Consider the following 20,857-nt stretch of genomic DNA (forward strand, 5'->3'; position numbering starts at 1 on the left):
CGGGCGGCTCAGTCTTGCTGCGCGACCGTGGGCAGGTCGCTCTGTAGCTCGTCGAGGGCCTCTTCCAGTTCCTTGAGCGACTTTTCCATCCGACGCTGGAGGCGGTCGTAATCCTCGGGTTTCCGGCGGCGCACTTCCGTGAGTTGATCGTCGACGCGCACACGGGCCTGTTCGAGTTTGGTAATGGCGGCATTGACGTCCTGCTGGCCGGTCGAGGTGCCTCCGGCGTTGGCCTCTTTCAATTGATCGATTTTAGCGTTGATGGATTTGATGCTGTCCTGCAGCACTTGAATGCCATAGGCGTGCCGGTCTTCCAGATAATCGGCCTGTGTTTCAAGGGCGTCCTCCAGTTCTTCCCGGACGTTTTGCAGGGCTTTACGCGCTTTGGCCGTCTGTTTCTGCACGTCGTCGCGCGAGGTCTCCGAATGGCAGCCGGTAAGTAGAAAAAGAGAAAGGAAAATATAAAAGAAGAAAGATTTCATGTACTCGTTTTTCTTTTCCTTACGGAATCTGTTGCCAACGAGTTCGTCCTAAACTCTGCGGGGTGGGGTCGGTCCCGCGCTACTCTTTCGTGAACTTTCGGGTATAGTAGTTCTGCTCGTCCCACACTTCCACAAAGTAGAGGCCGCGGGGCAAGGCGGCGATCGGCACCCGGAGTGCGTTGCCGTCGGCGGTTTGGGTGGTTTCGCGTACGACCTTGCCCGACGGACCGATGAGCCGCAGCCGTACGGTTCCGCCAGCCGTAAAGCCTCCGCTGAGGGTCAGTTCGTGGGTAGCCGGGTTGGGATACAGTTGCAACAGTGCCGGGGAAAAGGCGGTCTGGCGCGGTTCGGCCAGCGTATCGGGCGGAACCACTCCGGCTTCGCGAGTGCGCAGGGCCGTCACCGTGTCGGCGAGTGCGAAGGTCCCGTCGGGCCGGTGGGCGTCGTCGGGCTGGGCCTTTCCGGAGAACGCCAGCAGCCAGCAAACAAAAAAGAGGAACCGTTTCATAACCTACAGGAACTGGATAGAAGCCGAAAACGGGCGAAGGTTTAAGCATCCTTCCCCAAATGTTCAGGGAAGGATGCACGAGACGAGATAGATTACTCTTGGATGCTGCCGCTGGTGTTGTTGGCGAACGTAACGGTGGCGTCGCTGGTCAACGTGCAGTTCTGCTGCACAATGATGCCCCAGCCTTTGCTGTCGCTGATCTTGCTGTTCGACACTTTCAGTTGGGCCTGCGCGAAGCCGTACAAGCCGATGTTGGCCAGCAGATCTGACCCGAAACCCGGGAAATTTTTCGAACCTCCGTACGAGACTTCGGCGTGGGTCAGTTCGTTCAAGGGGCTCGACGAGCGAACCAGAATGCCACGCCAGTAGCCTTTGGTGCGGTTTTTTCCGGTAAAGACGATCTGCTGGGCCGCCGTTCCTTTGGCGACCAGCGAGCCTTCGGGCGTGATTTCCAGGTAACGGTCGGCCGCGAATTCGAAGACGGCGCCCGGCTGAATGGTCACGGCCTTGTTGATGATCACGTCACCGGTCACCAGGTACGAAGCGCCGTCGGTAAAGGCGGGCCAGGTAGCATCCGCCGCATTTTCTTCATTGGCCTTCGAGGCGTAAATCTCCACGCCATCGTAGCCGTTGCTGCCCTTGAATTGCGAGGCCGCGTCCAGCATGCCCACGTTCTGCGCATCCGTCAGCAGTGCCGATTTGGCGCTGTGGTGAATCGTGTTGGCTTCGAACTGTTCCAACACGCTACCCAGCGGGATAAACATGCCATAACCGCCGCTGTGCGCAATGGTGGTGTGCGCTAGCTTCAGGTGGCTCTTCGTGAAGTTGTATAGCGAAAGCGCCGTCGGGTAGTCGGAGCCGATGCCCGGAAAGTTTTTGCCGCCGGCGTATTCCAGATCGACGTAGTTCAGTTCGTTCAGAGAGCTGGTTGACCGCACCAGAATGCCGCGCCAGAAACCTGCCGTTTTGTTGCGCCCCGAGAAGGTAATGTGCTTGTCGGCCGTGCCTTTGGCAATCAGGTAGCCGTTGTCGTCCACGAGCAGCATCTTGTCGGCTTTGAACTCGAACGTAGCGCCCGGCTCGATGCGCAACCCGCTTTTGACGTTCAGGTCTTCGCTGATCAGGTACTTGGAACCGTCGCTGAAGGCCGGCCATACGGCCTCTTCCTGGCCTTCTTCCATATTCCCGAAAATCTCAATACCGTCGAAGCCGTTGCCTCCCGTGAAGCTGGAAGCCGCGTCGAGCTTGCCCAGCTGGTTGATGGTCAGGTACAGGCTTGTGCCGGCCAGGTTGCGGAACTGGTTCTTTTCAAAGGCCGCAAGCGTTGTGTTCTGAAAGACCAGCATGCCGTAGCCTTTGCCGTCCGTGATCAGCGTATTTTTAAGGCTCAGCGAAGGGGAGCCGAACGGGTACAGCGCCAGCGAGGCCGGAAGCGTTGACCCAATGCCCGGGATGTTTTTGCCCCCGGCGTGGCGGATCTCGGCGTAGTCGAGGCTGTTGAGGGCGCTTGCTGATTTCACGGTGATGCCCCGCCACGAACCGGCGGTTGCCTCTTTCCCCACAAAGACGATTTTTTTGTCGGCCGTTCCGTTGGCCACCAGCGAACCGTTCTCTTCGATGCTGAGGTACTTGTCGGCCACCACCTGAATCGTCACGCCCGGGTCGATCGTTAGTTTGGCCTGCATCAATACGTCGCCTTTCATAAAATAATCGGGCAGATTCGGGTCAGACACGCGATCCACCAGGTGCAGGTCGGTCTCGTACGTGCCTTCCAGTTCGGTAGGGGCGGTGCTGGCGTCAGTCACCGTTACGACTACTTTGTCTTTGGCGGCCTGGTTGTCGGGATTGGTGACGGTCAGCTCCGCTTCGTATTCGCCGGGCAAGTCGCCTACGAACGTGGGTTGCGCCGTGGTGGGGTTCGTTAAGGTGGCCACGCTGCCTGCCGGTTTCTTCGTGAAAGACCACAGGTACGTGAGGGTGCGGTTTTCGCTGTCTTTGGAAGCGCGTCCGTCCAGCGTAACGGTCGTGCCTTGGGCAGCCGTCTGGTCTGCACCGGCGTTAGCGGTTACCGAGGTCTGCGGAGTGGGGTCAGGTTTTTCTGTACAGGCCGCCAGCAGGGCCAGCAGCAGTAAGGGAAAAGAAAAAATGCGTTTCATGGAAATGGGCATAACGGGGTTAAAAGATGCACCAAAGGTAGAGGGCCACTGGGCCGTCCATCTTGTAAAAAGACGACGTGAAGCGAGGCCTTACCAGCAGGAGAATCGCCCCGAAGATTTTGTGTATCTTGAAACTTTATGCGCCGGGTTGTGACTTTTCGAAGAAGACCGGATTAAAGCTAGCGTAACTGTGAACAAGATGATTTTGACCCTGCCACGTACTTTCCAGTTTCAGGAGGCGACGCTTCCCGGAGAGGCGCAGCTGATTGCGGAAGCCAAGCGCAACCCGGCCCGGTTCGAAGTGCTCTACAACCGGCACTACGAAACCATCTTCAACTACCTCTACCGCCGGACCAGCGACGAGGACCTGGCGGCCGACCTGACGTCGCAGACCTTTCTGAAAGCGATGCTGAACCTGGGCCGTTACGAGTACCGCGGCATTCCTTTTTTGGCGTGGCTGTACCGCATTGCGGGCAACGAAATCAAGAAACATTACCGGAAAAGCGGGCAGGCGCAGGTCTTCAGCCTAGAAGTGTCGTCGTTGGCCAAGTGGCTTCCCGACGAAGAAACGGCCGATACGGAAGAAAAACTACAGCAGCTGGCGGGCTACCTGGAGCGCCTTGCCGAAGACGAGGTGCTGATTTTGCAACTGCGGTTTTTTGAAGAAAAATCGTTTCAGGAAATCGCGTACATTATGGACATCGGCGAAAGTGCCGCCAAGATGCGTGTGTACCGCACGCTAACGAAGTTGAAACGTTTTTTTGAGCGATGACCCGCCACCAGATCAAAATCAGGAAAGAGCAGCTCACCAGTGGGCGCATTCGGCAACACCGCAATTTCCACGCGTTGTCGCACGAATACGCACGTGCGGCGCAACGGCAGCGCATCTTCAAATTTACGGCCATGATCGGCCTGTTGCTGGTTGTGGCCCTGGGCTTCTACGGGCTGGATCGTTGGCAGCGGCGGAGTTACCAGTCGGAAGCGCCGCCCCATCCCGAATTCCATCCGACCATCGTGACCGATACGGTCCTGACGCCTTTGCCACCGCCGCGGCGCTAGCGGCCGCTGGCGGTTATGTGCGCGGCACGGGCCTGCGCGGCACAGCAAAGCGTTGTTCCTCGGGCGTCGTTTCCTGAGGGCCGTACCGCCGTTCCACAAACTGCACTTGTTCGGACTGCTGCAGCACCACGGTCGAGCACCGCGTGCCATACGTGGGCGTTGCGATAAACATAGTGCTCAAGGCACGTTCCCATTCGAGGCTGACCCCCGTGCTGGGGAGGGCAGTATCGCCGGGGCGGTCGGCGTTTTGCAGCAGCGCCAGCAGCGCATCGGGCGCGGGCGTAACCGCCCTATCCAGATGCTCTTTCAGCAGCGTTTTTCCCAACGTGACTTTCGGCCAGGGGGTGTTGAGCAGGTGGTTGCTGAGGCCGTGCACGCCCGGGGGCACCGCCCGCACCTCTTTTTCGATGTTCGAGTAATACCACACTTCGTCGGCTGTGCCGACCAACAGGTTAAATCCGCTGTAATCGTCGGCGTGCCGGTCAATCGCTTGCAGGTACGCTTCGGGCTGGTGCGCCCCGCGCAGGAAGTTAGTAGGCAGTTCGCCCCGCGAGCGTGCGCCGCTTTGTTCTCGAACCGGATCGCGGTAGTTGGTCACCGCCGCCCAGCGTCCCTGCGGCGTTATGCCCAGCCAGGTGCCTCCCGCCTGCAAATCGCGCCCGGCCAGCAGCGACTCCCCCGGCCAGAACTGAGCGGGGGCTGTAGGGCGTCCGTAAAACTCGTCGCGGTTGGCGGCCAGGATCAGCGGATAATGGGGATGAACCTGCCAGGCAAAAAGGATTAAACACATCGGATTGTTGTCATTCAGGGAGCAAGGTAGCTTACGAGCCGGAATTGGAGGTGTCGGGCGAAGCACCGGAAGAAGGCGGGTCCGCTTTCTTGTATTTGCGGCCCGCCTCCCGAAGGGCGCGGTCTACGATCCATTCCAACTGTCCGTTTGTACTGCGAAACTCGTCGGCCGCCCAGTGCTCCACTGCTTCCATCATTTCGGGGCTCAGTCGCAATACAAAGGCTTTTTTCTTGGCCATGCCGTGGTGTGGTCGTGATAAATCTACTGGTGTAACGTGCCGGTGTTGACGACCGGCGTCGCGTCTTTGTCGGAGCAGAGCACGACCATCAGGTTAGAGACCATCGCGGCTTTGCGCTCTTCGTCCAGGTCGACCAGCTCCTTCTTCGATAATTCGCTGAGCGCCATCTCCACCATGCCTACGGCCCCTTCTACAATTTTGTGCCGCGCCGCGACAATGGCTGTGGCCTGCTGGCGGCGCAACATGGCGTTGGCAATCTCCTCGGCATAGGCCAGATAGCCGATGCGCGCTTCGATCACGTGGATGCCCGCCATCGACAGACGCTCTTCCAGTTCGCGCTCCAGCGCTTCGTTCACTTCGTTAACGCCCGAACGGAGGGTAATCTCAGCCTGACCGTCTTCAAAGTTGTCGTACGGATACGAGCCCGCAAGTTTACGCACCGCCGCGTCGGTCTGTACTTTGACGAAGTTGGTATAGTTGTCTACTTCAAAACTCGCCTTGTAGGTATCCTTTACCTGCCACACCAGAATGACCGAAATCATGATGGGGTTGCCGTGCAGGTCGTTCACCTTCAACCGTTCGCTGTCGAAATTGCGGGCGCGCAACGACACTGATTGCTTCAGAAGCAGCGGATTGACCCAGAAAAAGCCGTTTTTCTTGACGGTACCCTGGTAGTCGCCGAAGAGAATCAGGACCTTCGAACCGTTGGGATTGACGATGATAAAACCAAAGCTCAAAAAAGCGGTCAGCACCAGCAAGGAAGCACCCAGCCCAATGCTATGCAACGCAAACAGGCTAAACAAGCTACCGACTAACAACAGCAGCACGCCCACGAACATCAGGTACCCAGACAGAGGAGTGTGTATTTTTTCCATGGATTTTACGAGGCTAAGGGTGTAATTAAAATGATATTGCAATGATATCATTTTGGGCGGGGCATTTGCAAGCATTTTGTACTCCTCTAGAACCTTTCATCACATTTTCCAGCTTTCCCTAGGCCTTTCGTTTTTTTGGTTATATTGGGCCACATATCGCAAAAAAACCTATAAAGAAGGTTCGATATTGAACTTTTTTTAGAGAATTCTAGCTATTTTTGCTAGCTTATTAAAAGTAAACTTATAATTGCAACCATAACCGGAGCTACTCTCGTATTGCTCATGCGAGCCTAAGCTTCGGCATCCACCGCACAGGCGTTGACATTCGCAGGGAGAAGATGTCGACTAGTAACAACCAAAAACACCGATCGCCTTTGCAATAAGGCTTCTTGTGGCCGGATCATTTTAATTTTTGCTTATGCAACCGATATTCATTGGTGGGTGCGAGCGTAGTGGAACTACTATGTTGGGGAGCATGCTGTCGGCTCATCCCAACTACCAGGCAACGCCGGAGTCGCAATTCAAAAACTACCTTTTTAATTGGTTTGATTATCCGGATACGCTGCAACCGGACGAGTGCCGGCGTATTCTGGACTTTTTACCTACCAACTTCCGGTTCCGCCTGTGGAATTTGGTGGCCGATAAAGAAGCACTTCTGGAGGCGTGTCGAACGCGTTCCATCGGCGGACTTCTGGTCGAACTGGCCCGTCAGTACGCCTGGCAGGTAGCCCGCAATGCACACGCCACGGTCTGGATCGACCACAGTCCCGATAACATTTCGCTCACCCGGGAATTATTACATTACTTACCCGAGGCGCGTTTCATTCACATTGTGCGCGATGGGCGGGCCATCGCCGCTTCGGTGCTCCCCCTCGATTGGGGCCCCAATACCATCAAAGGCGCGGCCGACCTGTGGACGCAGCGCCTGGCGCAAGGGTTTACGGCCGAACAGGCACTGAAAGCATCGGGCCGCTTCACCACCCTGCGTTACGAAGATCTGGTGTGCGATCCGGAGATGACGCTCCGCAAACTGTGTGCGGAAATCAACCTGGAGTTTCATCCGAACATGCTGACCGGCAACGGGTTGCAAACGACCGTGTACAACAGTCGCCAGCATGCTTTGGTGGGCAAAGCACCCGAAAAGGATCGCATCAACGCCTGGGAAGAGCAATTGCAGCCGCGCCAGATCGAGATTTTTGAGTGGATGACCGAGCCTATGCTCCGCAACCTGGATTATCCGCTGAAGTTCAACGGAAAAGCGCGTGCTCCCAAACGTACCGAGTGGTTGCAGATGGAAGTAGAGCATTACCTGGGCAAGGTTAAAAACGTGATTCGCCGGAAAAAGCGAATCAAGCGCGCCCTGTTGACCGCACCTAAAACCTCCATCAGCGAGCAGCGGGTGGTGCAGGTCGGCGCGCTTTCGGCCGGCGCCTGATTACCCTTCAGAAGGTGTGGGCTGCAACCGGACCTGTTGCGCAGTGCGCGCGCAGATGATGTGCGCCAGCCGTTCGCTGAAGTGAAGCATCTTCATGATTTCTTTGGGACTAGACAGGCGTACTTGTTTGAAAATAAGAAGCGCCCGGCCGTTGCTTTCCAAGTAATAGCGGTCGTTCTGCTCCAGAAAACGGATGAGGGTCGGCGTGAAGAACCGTCGCAGGGCTTCTTCGTTTTGTCCATGGAGGTAATAAAGCGACGAAAATGTAGGGAACTCCGTGAAATCAATGTCGCGTTGTCCCGTCCAGGCGCGTAACCTGTCCACCAGCCCTTCCCGCTCCAGCCGAAACGCGGGCATCCGTACCGGAACGTGCACTACCTGAAGGGTCGCGTGGTACTCCTCTTTGGCCAACAGCGCGCCCTCTGCAAACGTCACATCGCTCACTTCCCAGCGTGTATCCAACGTCGGGTAAGTCCCCGCCAATCGATTACGATTGAATTCCAGCGGACGGGTGCTGAAGAACGCAAAGCTGCGCAGCGACGTTACGTGCCAGTTGCGTTCAGGATCGAATCCCCAGGCCCGCACGGCCGCGGCCTGCTTCAGTTTCTGCTGGCGGTGCGTCAGCCGGCGGGGCGGGTGGGTCTCCAGCACATGCAACGCAAACGGATGGCTCGAAGACGTGCGATGGATGCTCAGCCCCGTAATGTCGAACGAGCCGCCTTGCCGCGTGTAGTCTTCCGCAAATTGATGGACCGTCTCCAACACCGTATAGTCGATCAGGCGGGCATGCGAGAAATCCGCGACTACTTCCTGGCCTAACGGCAGCTTCCGCAACTGTTTTTGCAGGCCAATCAGGTTGAAGAAGTTGATGATCCCCTTTATCTTAACGTGCAGGGCCGCTTCCTGTTCGGCCACCACCCGAATGGACGGGGAGGACAGGTACCGGAAAAACGTCTGGTACGGCAAGTTTGACCGAAGTCCGTGCACCAACAGCGTAAACGCAATGCCGACGCCGATGCCCCCGATTAGACCCAGCAGCAACGTCGCCAGAATGGTAATGACAAAAACCAGCAGCTGCTCCCAACCTTTCTGGCTCTGTTCGGCAAATACTTTAGGAGCGGTCAGTTTGTAGCCCGTAAAAATCAGAATGGCGGCAAGCGCAGCCAGCGGTACTTTCTGGATGAGGCCACCCAGCAACAGGACGAACACCAGCAGGAAGGCTCCGTGAAAAAAATTCGCCCAGCGCGTGGCCGCCCCGTGGTTGATGTTGACCGAACTGCGTGCAATCACCGTGCTGACGGGCAAGCCGCCGAGCAGGCCAGACAGCACGGTAGAAACCCCAATGCCGATCAACTCCCGGTTGTAGTGCGTCTTGCGCCGGTACGGGTCCAGGCGCTCGATGGCTTTGCAACTCAGCAGCGACTCCAGCGAAGAAACCAGCGTGACGGACAGCACCACCCACCAAAACGCCGGCTGATCGACTTTACCGAAATCGGGCAACAGAAAACTCTGCAGCAGATCGTCGGGTAGCTGAATAAGGAGTTCGGGCCCTACTTTAAATTGATAGTGCCCCCAGGTGATGTGGCGCGCCCAAAAGAAGTTGAACAAAAAGCCTAGCGGGACCGCAAACAGCAAGACCCACATGGGCGACGGAATGAACCGAACGACCGAATTACGCACTTTAGGGTGTAAGATCAGGATGGCCAACCCGGCGACGGCAATCAGCGTGGTGTAAGGATTCAGGTCGGCCAGGCTAGACGGAATTTCGATCAGCGTACCCAGCGAAGAGGCAGCGCCCGATTGCTGGCCCAACGAGACGTGCACCTGTTTGCTGATGATCATAATGCCGATGGCAGCCAGCATGCCTTGCACCACCGAGGCTGGAAACGAATCGCCGAACTTGCCCAGCCGCAGCGCACCCAGCAGCACCTGCAAGACGCCAGCCACGATAAAGGCCGCCAGCACGTACCGGAAACCGTGAACGGCGTCGTCGCCCAGCGCTTGTACTCCGGCCAGGGTTACGACGATCAGCCCGTTGCCGGGACCGCTGATGCTGATGGGGTGGCCCCGAAAAAAAGTGGTTAGCAAGCCGCCGATCACGGCCGGAATCAGCCCCGCCATCGGTGGCGCTCCCGACGCCAGGGCAATGCCCAGTCCTAAGGGAAGGGCAACGAGCGAAACACTAAAGCCAGCAATCAGGTCATTTTTCCAGGAAGAAGAACGTGTGGTAAAGGTCGGTGCAGACAAAAGAGGTGAAAGTTGGTGGTGGTCAGTTGGATACAAAGTGCCGCCCAAGCGGTGCAGAAAAGCGATGAAAATAGGCGAAACACCGTTGAGTTCCAAACCTGCGGGCGAAAAGCCCGCCTGGCGGGCAGGGCCGTCTCGGTTTCGCAGAAAGTTTCGGGTATTCCTAGCAAGTGCTAAGAAACAAGGCACGAATGCACGATTTATGTGTGTTGAAATCTGTATAATTGGCTTTTTATCAGAACTCAATGAAGGAGGCTACGCCGAAGAAGCGTAAGGTACGTCGCCGAATAGGGTGGATCTTTTTGCTCAGCCTGCTATCCATCGTGGTGCTGGTGCAGGTACTGCTGTACTACTACGCAACGCCTCTGCTGAAAACGTATCTGCAGCGCTCGGTGGCCGCGCAAAGCGGCGGCTATTACGCCATCGATTTCGATGCCCTACGCATCAACCTGTCGGCCCGTAGCCTGACCATCAGCCAGTTTCATTTGTACCCGGACACGGCCGTGGTGGACCATCTGCCCGACTCGGCCCGGCAGGATGCATCGCTGTACGAGGTGCATATTCCTACGCTGGAGTTGAACAACCTCCGCGCGTATCAATATTACCAACACCGCATCATCAGCTTTAAGCAGGTTCTGGTCAAAGGTCCGGAGGTAAATGTCATCGGGGTGCCGCAGCGCGCGAACCCTTCGCACGACAACCTGATCCGTACGCTCTACGAATTGGTACCCGAAACCATCCAACGCCTGCAAGTCGACCGGCTCGAACTGGTAAACGGCGATTTTGGCCTGTTTACGGGCGACACGCTGGCTGAGCAGCTCTCGAAAGCGGAGGAACTGACCATTGCGCTCAAGAATTTCCGCATCGATTCAGCGGCGTTGTTCAACCCCTCACGGATCTTCTACTCGGACGATATCGAGTTCCGGCTGCGCAATTTCGGGCTGGAACTGGCCGACAACCTGCACCGGATGCACGCCGGTGAGGTAAGCATCAGCAAGCAAACCGGCGTGGTCCGGGTAGAGAACTTTCACCTGGCGGCCGATCCCCCCGCCGCCGCGGGGCAGATCGATCCCCGCATGCGGCTGTACGTGACGGTTCCCCAGTTTGAGTTGCAACTGAAAAATCTGGACCAGGCCTACTTCAAACGGGTTGTCAACATTGACCACGTACACTGGCGTACGCCCACCATCCGGTGCTACCGCCCCACGACTTCCGACGCCCCGGCAATGCCCGAACAGTCGCTCGATTCGCTGTCGTTCGAGCTGTATCCGTTGGTAGCCAACTACCTGCAGTCGCTCACGATCGACACCCTTTCGATTGGCGAGGGGAAGTTCGAACTGTACCGCGACAACCTTGCACATCCCGATAGCCTGCCCCGCCTTCAGGTCGACAACCTGACCCTGGCGTTGCGACATTTCCGGATCGACGCGACGGCCAGTCGGGACACCAGCCTGATTTTCAATGCTCAGGACTTTGAACTGACGCTTAACAATTTCCTGCTGGGGCTGTCGGACAAGCGGCACCAGGTGCGGGCCGAAAGCGTAAAAGTCTCGACCATCACGTCCGAAATTCAGGCGCAGCGTGTGTCGGTACGCCCGCTACCCTCAATACGCGGACCGTTCCGCGAAACCACAGAGCTGTACCGGATTCAGGTGCCGGAAGTACACATGAATTCGGTGGATCTGCATCGCCTCTACCACGCGGGCGAACTGACCATGGCCTTGCTGAGCGTGGCGCAGGCGAGTGCCGACCTGAGCCGCCATGGACCTACGCGCATCGATACCGTCGACGCCTCGCCGCGTTTGTACACGCTCATTGCCGAAGAGGTCAATCTCGTAGAAGTCGATACGCTGCGGCTGCGGCGGGGCACGGTGCAACTGGCGCGCTATTGGGGCACGCAAAACGATACGTTGTCGGCCGGGCAGGTCTCGTTCGACCTATTTCACTTCCGCCTGGATTCGACGACGCTGTACCGCGACGACCGGGTATTTTATGCGGACGATCTGGAGTTTCGGCTGGCCGATTACTCCCTCCGCCTTTCGGACAACATTCACCAGTTCAGGGCGGCGCAGGTCGGCATTTCGACACTCCGCTCTGAAGTCTATGCACGCGACATTCGCATCTTTCCGACCGATGGGGGCAGTCTGTCGCATCGTCTGGAGCGACGACAACAGAACGCGACGTTCGATGTGTTGGTGCCAGAGGTCCGCGTGCGAGGGGCGGACATTCGGCGGGCCTATTTCCAGCGCCGCCTGCGCATTGGCGACATCGAAGTGACGGACCCGCACCTGGAGCTGACGCGCTTTGCGGGCATGAACAAAAACCGGACGCAAGACCACGAGCGCCTCGATCTGTATTCGCTGATTTCCGACTACCTGTGGTCCATCGAAGTCAATAAGATGCGACTCTTAAACGGGGAGCTTACGTTCCAGGTGCAGAAAGAAGGGGAGACCAACATCTTGTTTCAGCACGAGGTTTCGGCCGAAATGACACGTTTTTACCTGGATGCCCAGGCCGATCAGAGTGATCGTCTGTTCTACGCCGACGACATCGACGTCCTAATTCGGGACTATACGCTCTTTTTGCCCGACAGTCTGCATCAGGTGAAGGCGGGCCAATTGGTGCTCTCTACCGGACGCTCCGAAATCGTCGCTTCAGAAGTACAGCTTTTTCCGGCCGCACAAGAGAGCTACGGGGAGGACGTCCGGCGGTTGTACCGCGTGCAAATGCCGCAGATCCGCATGTCGCAGGTAGACCTGAAGCGATTGTACGAAGACAATAAGTTGTACGTAACCGGACTGACGCTGGCAGAACCCACCATCGAGATTGCATGGCTGCCTGCCGCGACGGAACGCAAAAAGAAAGTGCGCAGCATTGAGCGCCAGCGGGCACCTACCATGCCCCGGTCGCTGCGCGAGGTACACGTACAACAAGTGCGCGTCGAGAAAGGCAAACTGGTGGTCAGCCAGCAGGAGGCCGATGGCCGTTCCAACGAGTTTTCGTCGGCGTCGGTCGATCTATCGCTTCGCAACTTCGACCTGGACGACCAGCGGCTCCGCTCACAGAGCCTGTTGGGATTGCTTTCCAACAACTTGAACGTACAACTCCAGCAGTATACCTGGAAGCTGCCCGATAGCTTGCATGTGTTGCAGGCAGGGTCGATTCGCTTCATCGCCAACGAAGAGAAAGTCGAACTGGGCGACGTCCATCTGGCACCGCGCCCGCCCCGGTCACGACCGGCCACACTAGGGGCGAAAAAGCCCATGCGTTTCTTCCACGTCGACTGCCCGACCATCAGCTTGGAAGGCATCGATCCGGCACAAATGGTGGAAGGGGCCAGCCTGCAATTGCGTTCCATCTTGCTGCGCGGACCCCGCATCCGGATTGACGACTACGCCCCGCCCAAAAAAACGAAACCGGCGAAGGAAGTCGATCCGTACGAGTTGATTCGCAGCACGTTCCGGGATGTTTCTGTGGAGCGTATCCATTTTATGCGGGGCGATATTTCGTACCAACGGTTGCGGCGTGGCAAAGACAACCCCATTCGGCTGGAACGTCTCTCCGGGCAGATACAAGGGTTCCGGCTCGACTCGGCCAGTTACCGCGATACCCGTCCGTTCTACGCCGACGATGTGCGGATGAAGCTCGAAAACTATCGGCGCGAAGACAGCCTGCGCTTTTTTCAGGCGGGAGAGATCGGATTTTCCACGGCCGAGCAGAAAATCTGGCTTCATCAGGTAGAAAGTGCACCATTTGCCGATCAGCCTACGTTTGCCCAGCAGGTCGATAACCAGAAAGACTACGTCCGCTGGAAAGCCGACCGGATGGAAGTAGACCGGTTTCAGTTCGATACGTGGCTGGACGATGGGAGCATTCGTGCGTCGGACGTGCATGTCAAAGGGCTGGCTCTGACCGATTTTCGGGATAAATCCATGCCGCGCGACGAGCATTACAAACCCATGCCGCGCGAAATGCTGCAACGCATCCGGGCAACCGTGGCGTTCGATACCGTACGGCTTTCCGAGGCCCACCTTACGTACGAGGAGCTAGCCCCCGAGGGCCAAAAGCCCGGCCGCATCGATTTTACGCGGGGAAACATTCGCCTGTTCAACGTAACCAACGACCCGGAACGCATTCAGCAGCATCCGGTGATCGAAGCGCGGATCGACATGCTGGTTATGGACCAGGGTCACCTGATCGGCACGCTGCGTTGCCGTCTGGACGATCCGACCGATCCCTTTACACTCCGGGGGCGTATGACCTCCCTGAGCCTGTCCAAACTGAATCCGCTGCTCGAACCGGTCGCCTTTGTGGTGATCGAAAGCGGCGTGGCCGAGCAAGTCGATTTCGACATCAAAGGCAATCGCGAATTTGCCGAAGGCGACATGCATTTCCGGTACAACGATCTCAAAATATCGCTGGCCAACAAACGGACCGGCGACACCAACAAACTCGGGGTTGAGATCGCCTCCTTTTTTGCCAATGCTTTTGTGCTACGCTCTCGAAATCCGCGCGTGCCTTTTGGGCCGTTGCACCCCGGGGAAGTCTACATGGAGCGCGACAAAAACAAATCGTTCGTGAATTACTGCTGGAAAGCGTTGCTGAGCGGTATCAAGACCAGCATTGGCATGAGCGCCGTCAAGAAAAAGGACAGAAATTACCACGTCGCAGAGCAGGTAGACGAGTAATTGCCCACCAGAAAAGAGGCTTTGCCGAGCTGCTCCTCTGCACCACAGCCGGTCGCAAATTTGGTACAGGTTTGTATGATTATCCGATCAATTACCGAATTAGCTGTAGGGAATAGGTATCAATAGGATTCTGCAGATACCGTAGGCAGGAATCGGCCTGGAATTAACCAGTTGATTGTGAATGTTCTAGTTTTTCCGAATGCACTTTTTTAAGCCAGAAGAGGGGGTGCTACTTTTTGTTAAAAATGTAACAATATGTAGTCGAGGTCTTTTCTACTTTTGGCGATTATCAAATTTGTGTAGTTATGAAGCATTTGGTTTGGATCCCCGTTTCGCTGTTGGCGAGTAGTCTCTTGCTCGGAGGTTGCCAACGCGAAGAAGTCAACAAAGTAGACGACGACACCGCCGAACAGGAAATTGCCGAAGAAAACGCGCTGGCCGATCAATATTTTGAAGAGCTGACCAGCATTACCGACGAAGGTGCCAAAGGAAGCATCGATTCGTACCGGATGGTGGGCACCCCAGCCAGTCCCCCGGAAGGAAGTATCATCGCGGCCACCAACTGCGTGACGCTGACCCACCAATCGAACGAAGAGGGCGGCGTTATCACAATCGATTTCGGTACCGAGAACTGCCTTTGCAAAGATGACCGGTACCGCCGTGGGAAAATTATCGCTACCTATGAAGGTACGTATCAGACGGCCGGCACCACCGTTACCATTACGCTGGACGACTATTACGTAAACGATTTCCACGTGGAGGGAACAAAGCGGGTGATCAACAAAGGCGAAAACGAGGCGGGGAACCTGTGGTACGAAGTTTCAGTACAGGGCACCATTACCCGACCCGACGGGCGGCAGTTTTCCCACACTTCCACGCATCAGCGCGAATGGTTGGAAGGGAACAGCACCCAGGCCTGGGGAGACGATGTGTTCGGAATCACCGGAAATGCTTCAGGAGTCAGTGCACGTGGCATTGTGCATACCACCGAAATCGAGGAGGCGATCATCATCAAACGGGCCTGCCGGTTTCCGGTGAGCGGCATCGCGACTTTTACCCGTGAGGGTGGGCTGGTCGACCGTTCGCTGACCATCGATTACGGCGACGGTGCCTGCGACAACGAAGCGGTCGTGACCAACACGCGTGGTCAGTCGGCCACCATCATGCTGCGCTAGCAATCCATCTATTCATATATGCAAGGCTTGCCAAATGCGATGCGTTTGGCAAGCCTTTTCTTTTATCATGCGGTCTGCGCGAAACCGGCCGGTAGGGCACTGGCCGCCGCGCTGTCGAGCAACCAGTACAATTTCCCGCCGTCGGGGCGAATGAGTTGAGCAGGATACTGATCGGGCTGGTGCTTGCCCAGCAGCACTTCATAAATCGCTTTGGCTTTGTTTTCGCCATACCCTGCAATCACCACCAGGCGTGCCTGGTTAATGAGTGGCGCCGTCAACGTAATGCGGTACATGTCTTTAGAGGGGATGTAAGGGGCTACTACCCAGCGCTCTTCTTCGCGAATGGCGTGTGTGCCCGGAAACAGCGAAGCCGTATGCCCATCTTCACCAATACCCAACAGCACCAGGTCAAACACCGGAGGCCTGCCCTCGAAGTACTCCGCTAAGGCCAGCTCGTAGGTACGGGCGGCTTCCTGAGGCTCCAGTCCGCCGTCTATCGCAAAGATGTGGTCGGCCGGTACCGGAACTTTGTCGAGAAGGGTCGAAAAGCCCGCCCCCACATTGCTGTCCGGATGGTCGCGGGGTACGGTCCGTTCGTCCCCCCAAAAAACGTAGGTGTGTTCCCACGGAATGTCCGTGCGGTTCACCAGATGGTCGTGAATGGCTTTGGCGGTGTTGCCGCCCGAAAGGCAGACGCTAAAGCGGCCTCGGGCTTCTACGGCTTTTTGCGCTTTTTCAACAAATAGATCGGCGGTGGCTCGCGCCACTTCCTGAGGAGTTTCAAAGGATCGGATAATCATGAACTTGCAGCGGTTTCGCTGGGTACAGCTTGGGTTTTCGGATAAAGAGAGCGGACATTGGGCGTAAACCAGTGGCGGCCGTCGCGGGTAATCAGCGTTTCGGCCGCTTCGGGCCCCCAGGTGCCCGCCGGGTAATTGGGGAACGAAGGCATGGAGTTTTCTTCCCACGCTTTCAGGATCGGCATCATCAGTTTCCAGGCCTCTTCCACCTGGTCGGCCCGCATAAACAGGGCGGCGTTGCCGGTCATGGCGTCCAGCAGTAGGGTTTCGTACGCTTCCGGTGTCGGAGAGTTGTCGTACGTGTAGTCATAGTCGAACTTCATGTCGACGGGCGTCAGCGACATCTTTAGTCCGGGTTGCTTCGATTGAAAGCGAAGCGAAATGCTCATTTCGGGCTGAATGTTGATGATCAGGCGGTTGTCGTGCCAGCTTTCGGTGGCCTCGGGCGGAAACGCATGGTGCGGCACCGGGCGGAACTGCAACGTGATGACCGAAGCTTTTTCGGGCATGTGCTTGCCTGTGCGCAAATAAAAGGGCACCCCCTGCCAGCGCCAGTTGTCTACAAAAAACTTGATGGCGACGTAGGTCTCGGTGTTGGAGTGCGGGTCGATGCCCTCTTCCTGACGATAGCCGACCTGACCGTTGTTGGGGCCGTACTGTCCCCGTACTACGTTGTGGCGTACGTCGTCGCCCTGAAACGGCCGGATGGCACGCAGAACATCGCTGCGGCGGTCGCGCACTTCGTCGGGCTCCAGCGAAACGGGCGGTTCCATGGCGACCGTACAGAGCAGTTGCAGCAGGTGGTTCTGCACCATGTCTCGCAGTGCCCCGGCCGTATCGTAATAGCCGCCCCGGTCTTCTACGCCCACGGTCTCGGACACGGTAATCTGCACGTGGTCGATGTAATTACGATTCCAGAGGGGTTCGAACAGCGCATTGGCAAACCGAAATGCCAGGATGTTCTGCACGATCTCTTTGCCCAGATAATGGTCGATGCGGTAGATCTGCGACTCGTCAAAGATGTTAAGCAGGATCTTGTTGAGTTCGCGTGCGCTTTCGAGGTCATGTCCGAAGGGCTTCTCGACGATGATGCGCGAACGCTTTACGTCTTCGCAGATTTGGGCAGCCCCCAGGTAACGCGCGATGGGTTCGATAAACCGTGGCGCCACCGAGAAGTAGAACAGTCGGTTGGCCTTGGTGCCCCACTGCTCGTCCAGCGCGTTGAGGCGATCGTTCAGCACACGATAGGAATCTACGTCGTTGATGTTGGCGACCTGGTAAAAGACCTTGGCCGCAAACTGTTCCCACTGCTGATCTTGGGGCGGGCCGGTGCGCGAAAACTCGTTGACGGCGTCGCGGAGTTCGTCACGAAAGGCCGCATCGGAGTAGTCCGTGCGCCCCAGGCCAATCACGGCAAACTCGTCGGGAATCCACCCTTCCAGCATCAGGTGATAGAGGGCGGGCGTAAGCTTCCGACGGTTCAGGTCACCGCTTCCGCCAAAAATAACCACGATGGTAGGGCCAGGTTTATGAGCTGATTGCATAGAAAAGCAGGAATTTTCGGTTGGGAAAACTGGTCAGGCAAAAGCCTCTTCAAACGCTCTTACGGTGGTCTGTGCTTTTGAGGTATCTAAAACCGCAAAAACCACCTTTTTAAATTGATTTTTAATGGGCGCCTCCTGTAAGACGCGCGCAAAGTAGCCGGCTACGGCCACGGGGTCGTTCCGAAAGACGCCACAACCCCAGGCGCCCAGAATCAGGATTCGGTGTCCCTGTGCCAACGCCAGGCGGAGCACTTTTCGGGTCCGCTCCAGCATCACCGCCTCGACCTGCCGGAGGCCGTCGTCATCATGGTTCTGAAGCAAACCGCCTTTGTTTACGGCCGGAGCCGTAATGATGCTCAGCAGGTAAGGGCGCGGCAACAGTTGGTCGCTGTCGTCTCGAATCACCGGCACCCGTGGTGAGTAGATCATCCGATCGGTGTACAGACACGAGGCAAAGCGACGGTGGAACGCGTACATCGGGCCATGCGCTGTTTGGCACAGGTACAGTCCCGACGCGCGCGCCAGGCTTTCTTCCTGGGCCTGACTTCCGTTCAGAAAGCCACCGCCCGGATTTTTGGCCGAGGCGAAATTCAGACAGGCAACCTCGGGCAATTCTTCTTCCACTACCAACCGGTAGGCGGCCTGTAAGGTGGTTTCGTTGGTGACACGCAGCTCCGTCGTGTACGTTTCGGTTGTGTCCCACGTCAGGTGGTCAAACGCGTCGGGCGTCAATGCGCGCGTGCCTTGCACAGCCGCTGCCAACGACGCGGCGACGGACACCCGTTGCCTGAGTGCGTTGGTGTAAGCGCCTTCCTCAAAAATGGTCAGCGTTTCTTGTGCTACTGCCGCCCGCTGGTTTCTTGATGACATGGCGCGTCAGCTTAGTCTCCCCACTCGGTGTGGAAGGTCCCTTCCAGGTCGGTACGTTCGTAGGTATGAGCACCGAAATAGTCGCGTTGTGCCTGAATCAGGTTCGACGGCAGGCGTGCGCTGCGGTAAGCGTCGTAATACGCCAGCGCCACCGAGAGGCCCGGCACCGGAATGCCGTAATAGGCCGCCCGCGCCACCACGTTCCGGGCATCGACCTGTTCCTGACTCAGCAACTTCGCCAGGTGGTCGTCCATCATCAGGTTCGGCAGGTCGGGCTGGTGGGTGTAAGCCGCCGAGATGTCTTCCAGCAGGCGCGCACGGATAATGCAACCGCCCCGCCAGATGCGGGCGACCGACGCCAGATCGGTGCCGTAATTGTACTCGTCAGAGGCCGCCCGCAGCAACGCCATGCCCTGCGCAAAGGTGACAATAAAGGCGAACGAAAGCGCATTGCGAATCTCCCCGATTACGCTGTCACGGTCCTCCTCAAATTGCGAGGGCGGGCCCAGCAGCGTCTCGCTGGCTTCCATCCGTTGCGGTTTCAGAGCCGAGAGGTAGCGCATCGTGACGGCCACATCGATGTTGGGTGTCGGGACGCCGAGGTCCAGCGCACTTTGCGAGGTCCACTTGCCGGTGCCTTTCTGCTTGGCGCTATCCAGAATGAAATCGACCAGATAGCTATCGGGCTGATCTTCCAGGCGTTGGTCAAAAATGGCGGCGGTGATCTCGATCAGGAACGATTGCAACTCGTCGTCGTCCCACGCTTTAAACACCTCGTGCAGCTCTTCCGGCCGCAGGCCCAGCCCCCGTTGCATCAGGTCGTAGGCCTCGGAAATCAACTGCATGATGCTGTACTCGATGCCGTTATGCACCATTTTTACGTAATGACCGGCCGCCCCGGACCCCATGTAGGCCACGCAGGGCTCGTCTTTGACCTTGGCGGCAATGGCTTCCAGCACGGGCCTGACCCGCTCGTAGGCTTCCTTGTCGCCCCCGGGCATAATGCTCGGCCCGCGTCGGGCACCCTCTTGCCCTCCGGAAACACCCATCCCGAAGAAGCGAAGTTTCTTCGCGGCCAGCTCTTTGGCACGGCGCTCGGTGTCGGGAAAATGAGAATTGCCGCCATCGAGCAGCAGATCGCCTTCGTCCAGCAGCGGACTGATCGCTTTGATCACCGCGTCGACCGGTCCGCCGGCCGGGACCATCATCAGGATGCGACGGGGCTTTTCCAGCAGATCGACAAACTCTTCGAGCGAGGCCGTGCCGCGAATGGGCTGATCGCCCGTTTCGTCGGTGAGCGATTGCGCCTTGGCGCTGTCAGTATCGTAGCCCACCACCGAGAAGCCGTGGTCGCCGATGTTCAGAATGAGGCTATGGCCCATAACGCCGAGGCCGATGACGCCAAAATCGTAGGTGCCGGAGGCAGAATTGGTAGATTCCATCAGGTAGGATTAAAAATATGAGCGGTCAGGGCCGCTCCAATGATTTCATTTTCGACAGGCGGCGTTCGTGGCGTGCTTCGCCAGAGTACTCGGCCCGGAGGTATGCCGCAACGATTTCGCGCGCCAGTTCGATGCCCGTCACCCGACCGCCTAAACACAGCACATTCAGTGCATCATGTTCTACGCCCTGGTGGGCCGAATAGGTTTCAGTGATCAGGCAGGCCCGGACGCCCGGCACGCGGTTCGCCACCATGGTCGCCCCTACGCCGCTGCCGCAAACGGCAATGCCCCGCTCAACTTCGCCCGCCGCTACGGCCCGCGAAAGCGGAATCACAAAATCGGGATAATCGTCCGCCGCATCGTAGTGATCCGCCCCGAAATCCTGGATTTCGTACGTTGCCGATAACCATTTTTTCAAAGCTTCTTTCAGTTCATAGCCGCCGTGGTCGGCCGCCAATCCGAGCTTTTTCATGGGACAAGGGTTTTGAGCAAGGGGCCGTCAAGTTGGCGGAATCCCCCGGCATTGTCAAGGAAACAGGTCGCGATGT

General features: G+C 57.4%; 17 protein-coding genes. 5 read left to right on the forward strand and 12 right to left on the reverse strand.

Features of this window, described 5'->3' with window-relative positions; all coding sequences use genetic code 11:
• Positions 1-8: 8 nt before the first annotated feature.
• The 3 genes from BLR44_RS17480 to BLR44_RS17490 form a co-directional block, all read right to left on the reverse strand.
• Entirely contained in the window at positions 9-482 is a 474-nt protein-coding gene (locus BLR44_RS17480; protein WP_089684375.1) for a hypothetical protein, read from the reverse strand.
• Positions 483-561: 79 nt separating this feature from the next.
• On the reverse strand, positions 562-990 hold the full coding sequence (locus BLR44_RS17485) for a T9SS type A sorting domain-containing protein (RefSeq protein ID WP_089684377.1): 429 nt from the start codon (positions 988-990) through the stop codon (positions 562-564).
• A gap of 92 nt (positions 991-1,082) precedes the next feature.
• Positions 1,083-3,146: a PKD domain-containing protein gene (locus BLR44_RS17490; protein WP_089684379.1), complete on the reverse strand. Its 2,064-nt coding sequence runs from the start codon at positions 3,144-3,146 to the stop codon at positions 1,083-1,085.
• A 199-nt stretch (positions 3,147-3,345) separates the two neighbouring features.
• On the opposite strand from BLR44_RS17490, the gene BLR44_RS17495 reads away from it, so the two are divergent.
• A complete protein-coding gene (locus BLR44_RS17495; RefSeq protein WP_089684380.1) occupies positions 3,346-3,918 on the forward strand; it encodes an RNA polymerase sigma factor in 573 nt (190 codons plus the stop codon).
• Positions 3,915-4,205, forward strand: coding sequence for a hypothetical protein (locus BLR44_RS17500; protein WP_089684382.1), 291 nt, complete (start codon positions 3,915-3,917; stop codon positions 4,203-4,205). The genes BLR44_RS17495 and BLR44_RS17500 overlap by 4 nt, the downstream gene beginning before the upstream one ends.
• A gap of 13 nt (positions 4,206-4,218) precedes the next feature.
• Here the strand turns inward: BLR44_RS17500 and BLR44_RS17505 are convergent, their stop codons facing one another.
• Genes BLR44_RS17505 through BLR44_RS17515 form a run of 3 tightly spaced genes read right to left on the reverse strand, consistent with a single transcriptional unit; the run spans position 4,219 to position 6,108 of the window.
• Entirely contained in the window at positions 4,219-4,995 is a 777-nt protein-coding gene (locus BLR44_RS17505; RefSeq protein WP_089684384.1) for an NRDE family protein, read from the reverse strand.
• 31 nt (positions 4,996-5,026) lie between these two features.
• Entirely contained in the window at positions 5,027-5,233 is a 207-nt protein-coding gene (locus tag BLR44_RS17510) for a type II toxin-antitoxin system antitoxin (RefSeq protein ID WP_089684387.1), read from the reverse strand.
• 23 nt (positions 5,234-5,256) lie between these two features.
• Positions 5,257-6,108 carry an SPFH domain-containing protein gene (locus BLR44_RS17515; protein WP_218127113.1) on the reverse strand — a complete coding sequence of 284 codons (852 nt, stop codon included), beginning with the start codon at positions 6,106-6,108 and terminating at the stop codon, positions 5,257-5,259.
• Between the two features lie 418 nt (positions 6,109-6,526).
• On the opposite strand from BLR44_RS17515, the gene BLR44_RS17520 reads away from it, so the two are divergent.
• The gene (locus BLR44_RS17520; RefSeq protein ID WP_089684390.1) at positions 6,527-7,543 is read left to right on the forward strand and encodes a sulfotransferase; all 1,017 of its coding nucleotides are present in this window, start codon (positions 6,527-6,529) and stop codon (positions 7,541-7,543) included.
• Here the strand turns inward: BLR44_RS17520 and BLR44_RS17525 are convergent, their stop codons facing one another.
• The gene (locus BLR44_RS17525; protein ID WP_176956097.1) at positions 7,544-9,790 is read right to left on the reverse strand and encodes a SulP family inorganic anion transporter; all 2,247 of its coding nucleotides are present in this window, start codon (positions 9,788-9,790) and stop codon (positions 7,544-7,546) included. It lies immediately after the preceding gene.
• 302 nt (positions 9,791-10,092) lie between these two features.
• Here BLR44_RS17525 and BLR44_RS17530 point away from each other — a divergent pair, with 302 nt between their 5' ends.
• Positions 10,093-14,478: an AsmA family protein gene (locus tag BLR44_RS17530; RefSeq protein ID WP_089684394.1), complete on the forward strand. Its 4,386-nt coding sequence runs from the start codon at positions 10,093-10,095 to the stop codon at positions 14,476-14,478.
• A 305-nt stretch (positions 14,479-14,783) separates the two neighbouring features.
• The gene (locus BLR44_RS17535; protein WP_089684395.1) at positions 14,784-15,653 is read left to right on the forward strand and encodes a hypothetical protein; all 870 of its coding nucleotides are present in this window, start codon (positions 14,784-14,786) and stop codon (positions 15,651-15,653) included.
• 65 nt (positions 15,654-15,718) lie between these two features.
• Here BLR44_RS17535 and pgl read toward each other — a convergent pair whose 3' ends face one another.
• Genes pgl through BLR44_RS17560 form a run of 5 tightly spaced genes read right to left on the reverse strand, consistent with a single transcriptional unit; the run spans position 15,719 to position 20,781 of the window.
• A complete protein-coding gene (gene pgl / locus BLR44_RS17540; protein WP_089684397.1) occupies positions 15,719-16,453 on the reverse strand; it encodes a 6-phosphogluconolactonase in 735 nt (244 codons plus the stop codon).
• The gene (zwf, locus tag BLR44_RS17545) at positions 16,450-17,997 is read right to left on the reverse strand and encodes a glucose-6-phosphate dehydrogenase (protein WP_089684399.1); all 1,548 of its coding nucleotides are present in this window, start codon (positions 17,995-17,997) and stop codon (positions 16,450-16,452) included. The genes pgl and zwf overlap by 4 nt, the downstream gene beginning before the upstream one ends.
• Positions 17,998-18,030: 33 nt before the next feature.
• Positions 18,031-18,867 carry a TIGR02452 family protein gene (locus tag BLR44_RS17550; RefSeq protein WP_089684402.1) on the reverse strand — a complete coding sequence of 279 codons (837 nt, stop codon included), beginning with the start codon at positions 18,865-18,867 and terminating at the stop codon, positions 18,031-18,033.
• Between the two features lie 11 nt (positions 18,868-18,878).
• Positions 18,879-20,309, reverse strand: coding sequence for an NADP-dependent phosphogluconate dehydrogenase (gene gndA, locus BLR44_RS17555; RefSeq protein WP_089684404.1), 1,431 nt, complete (start codon positions 20,307-20,309; stop codon positions 18,879-18,881).
• Positions 20,310-20,334: 25 nt separating this feature from the next.
• On the reverse strand, positions 20,335-20,781 hold the full coding sequence (locus BLR44_RS17560) for an RpiB/LacA/LacB family sugar-phosphate isomerase (RefSeq protein WP_089684406.1): 447 nt from the start codon (positions 20,779-20,781) through the stop codon (positions 20,335-20,337).
• Between the last annotated feature and the right edge of the window lie 76 nt (positions 20,782-20,857).

The organism is Catalinimonas alkaloidigena (assembly GCF_900100765.1).
Classification (GTDB): Bacteria; Bacteroidota; Bacteroidia; order Cytophagales; family Flexibacteraceae; genus Mooreia; species Mooreia alkaloidigena.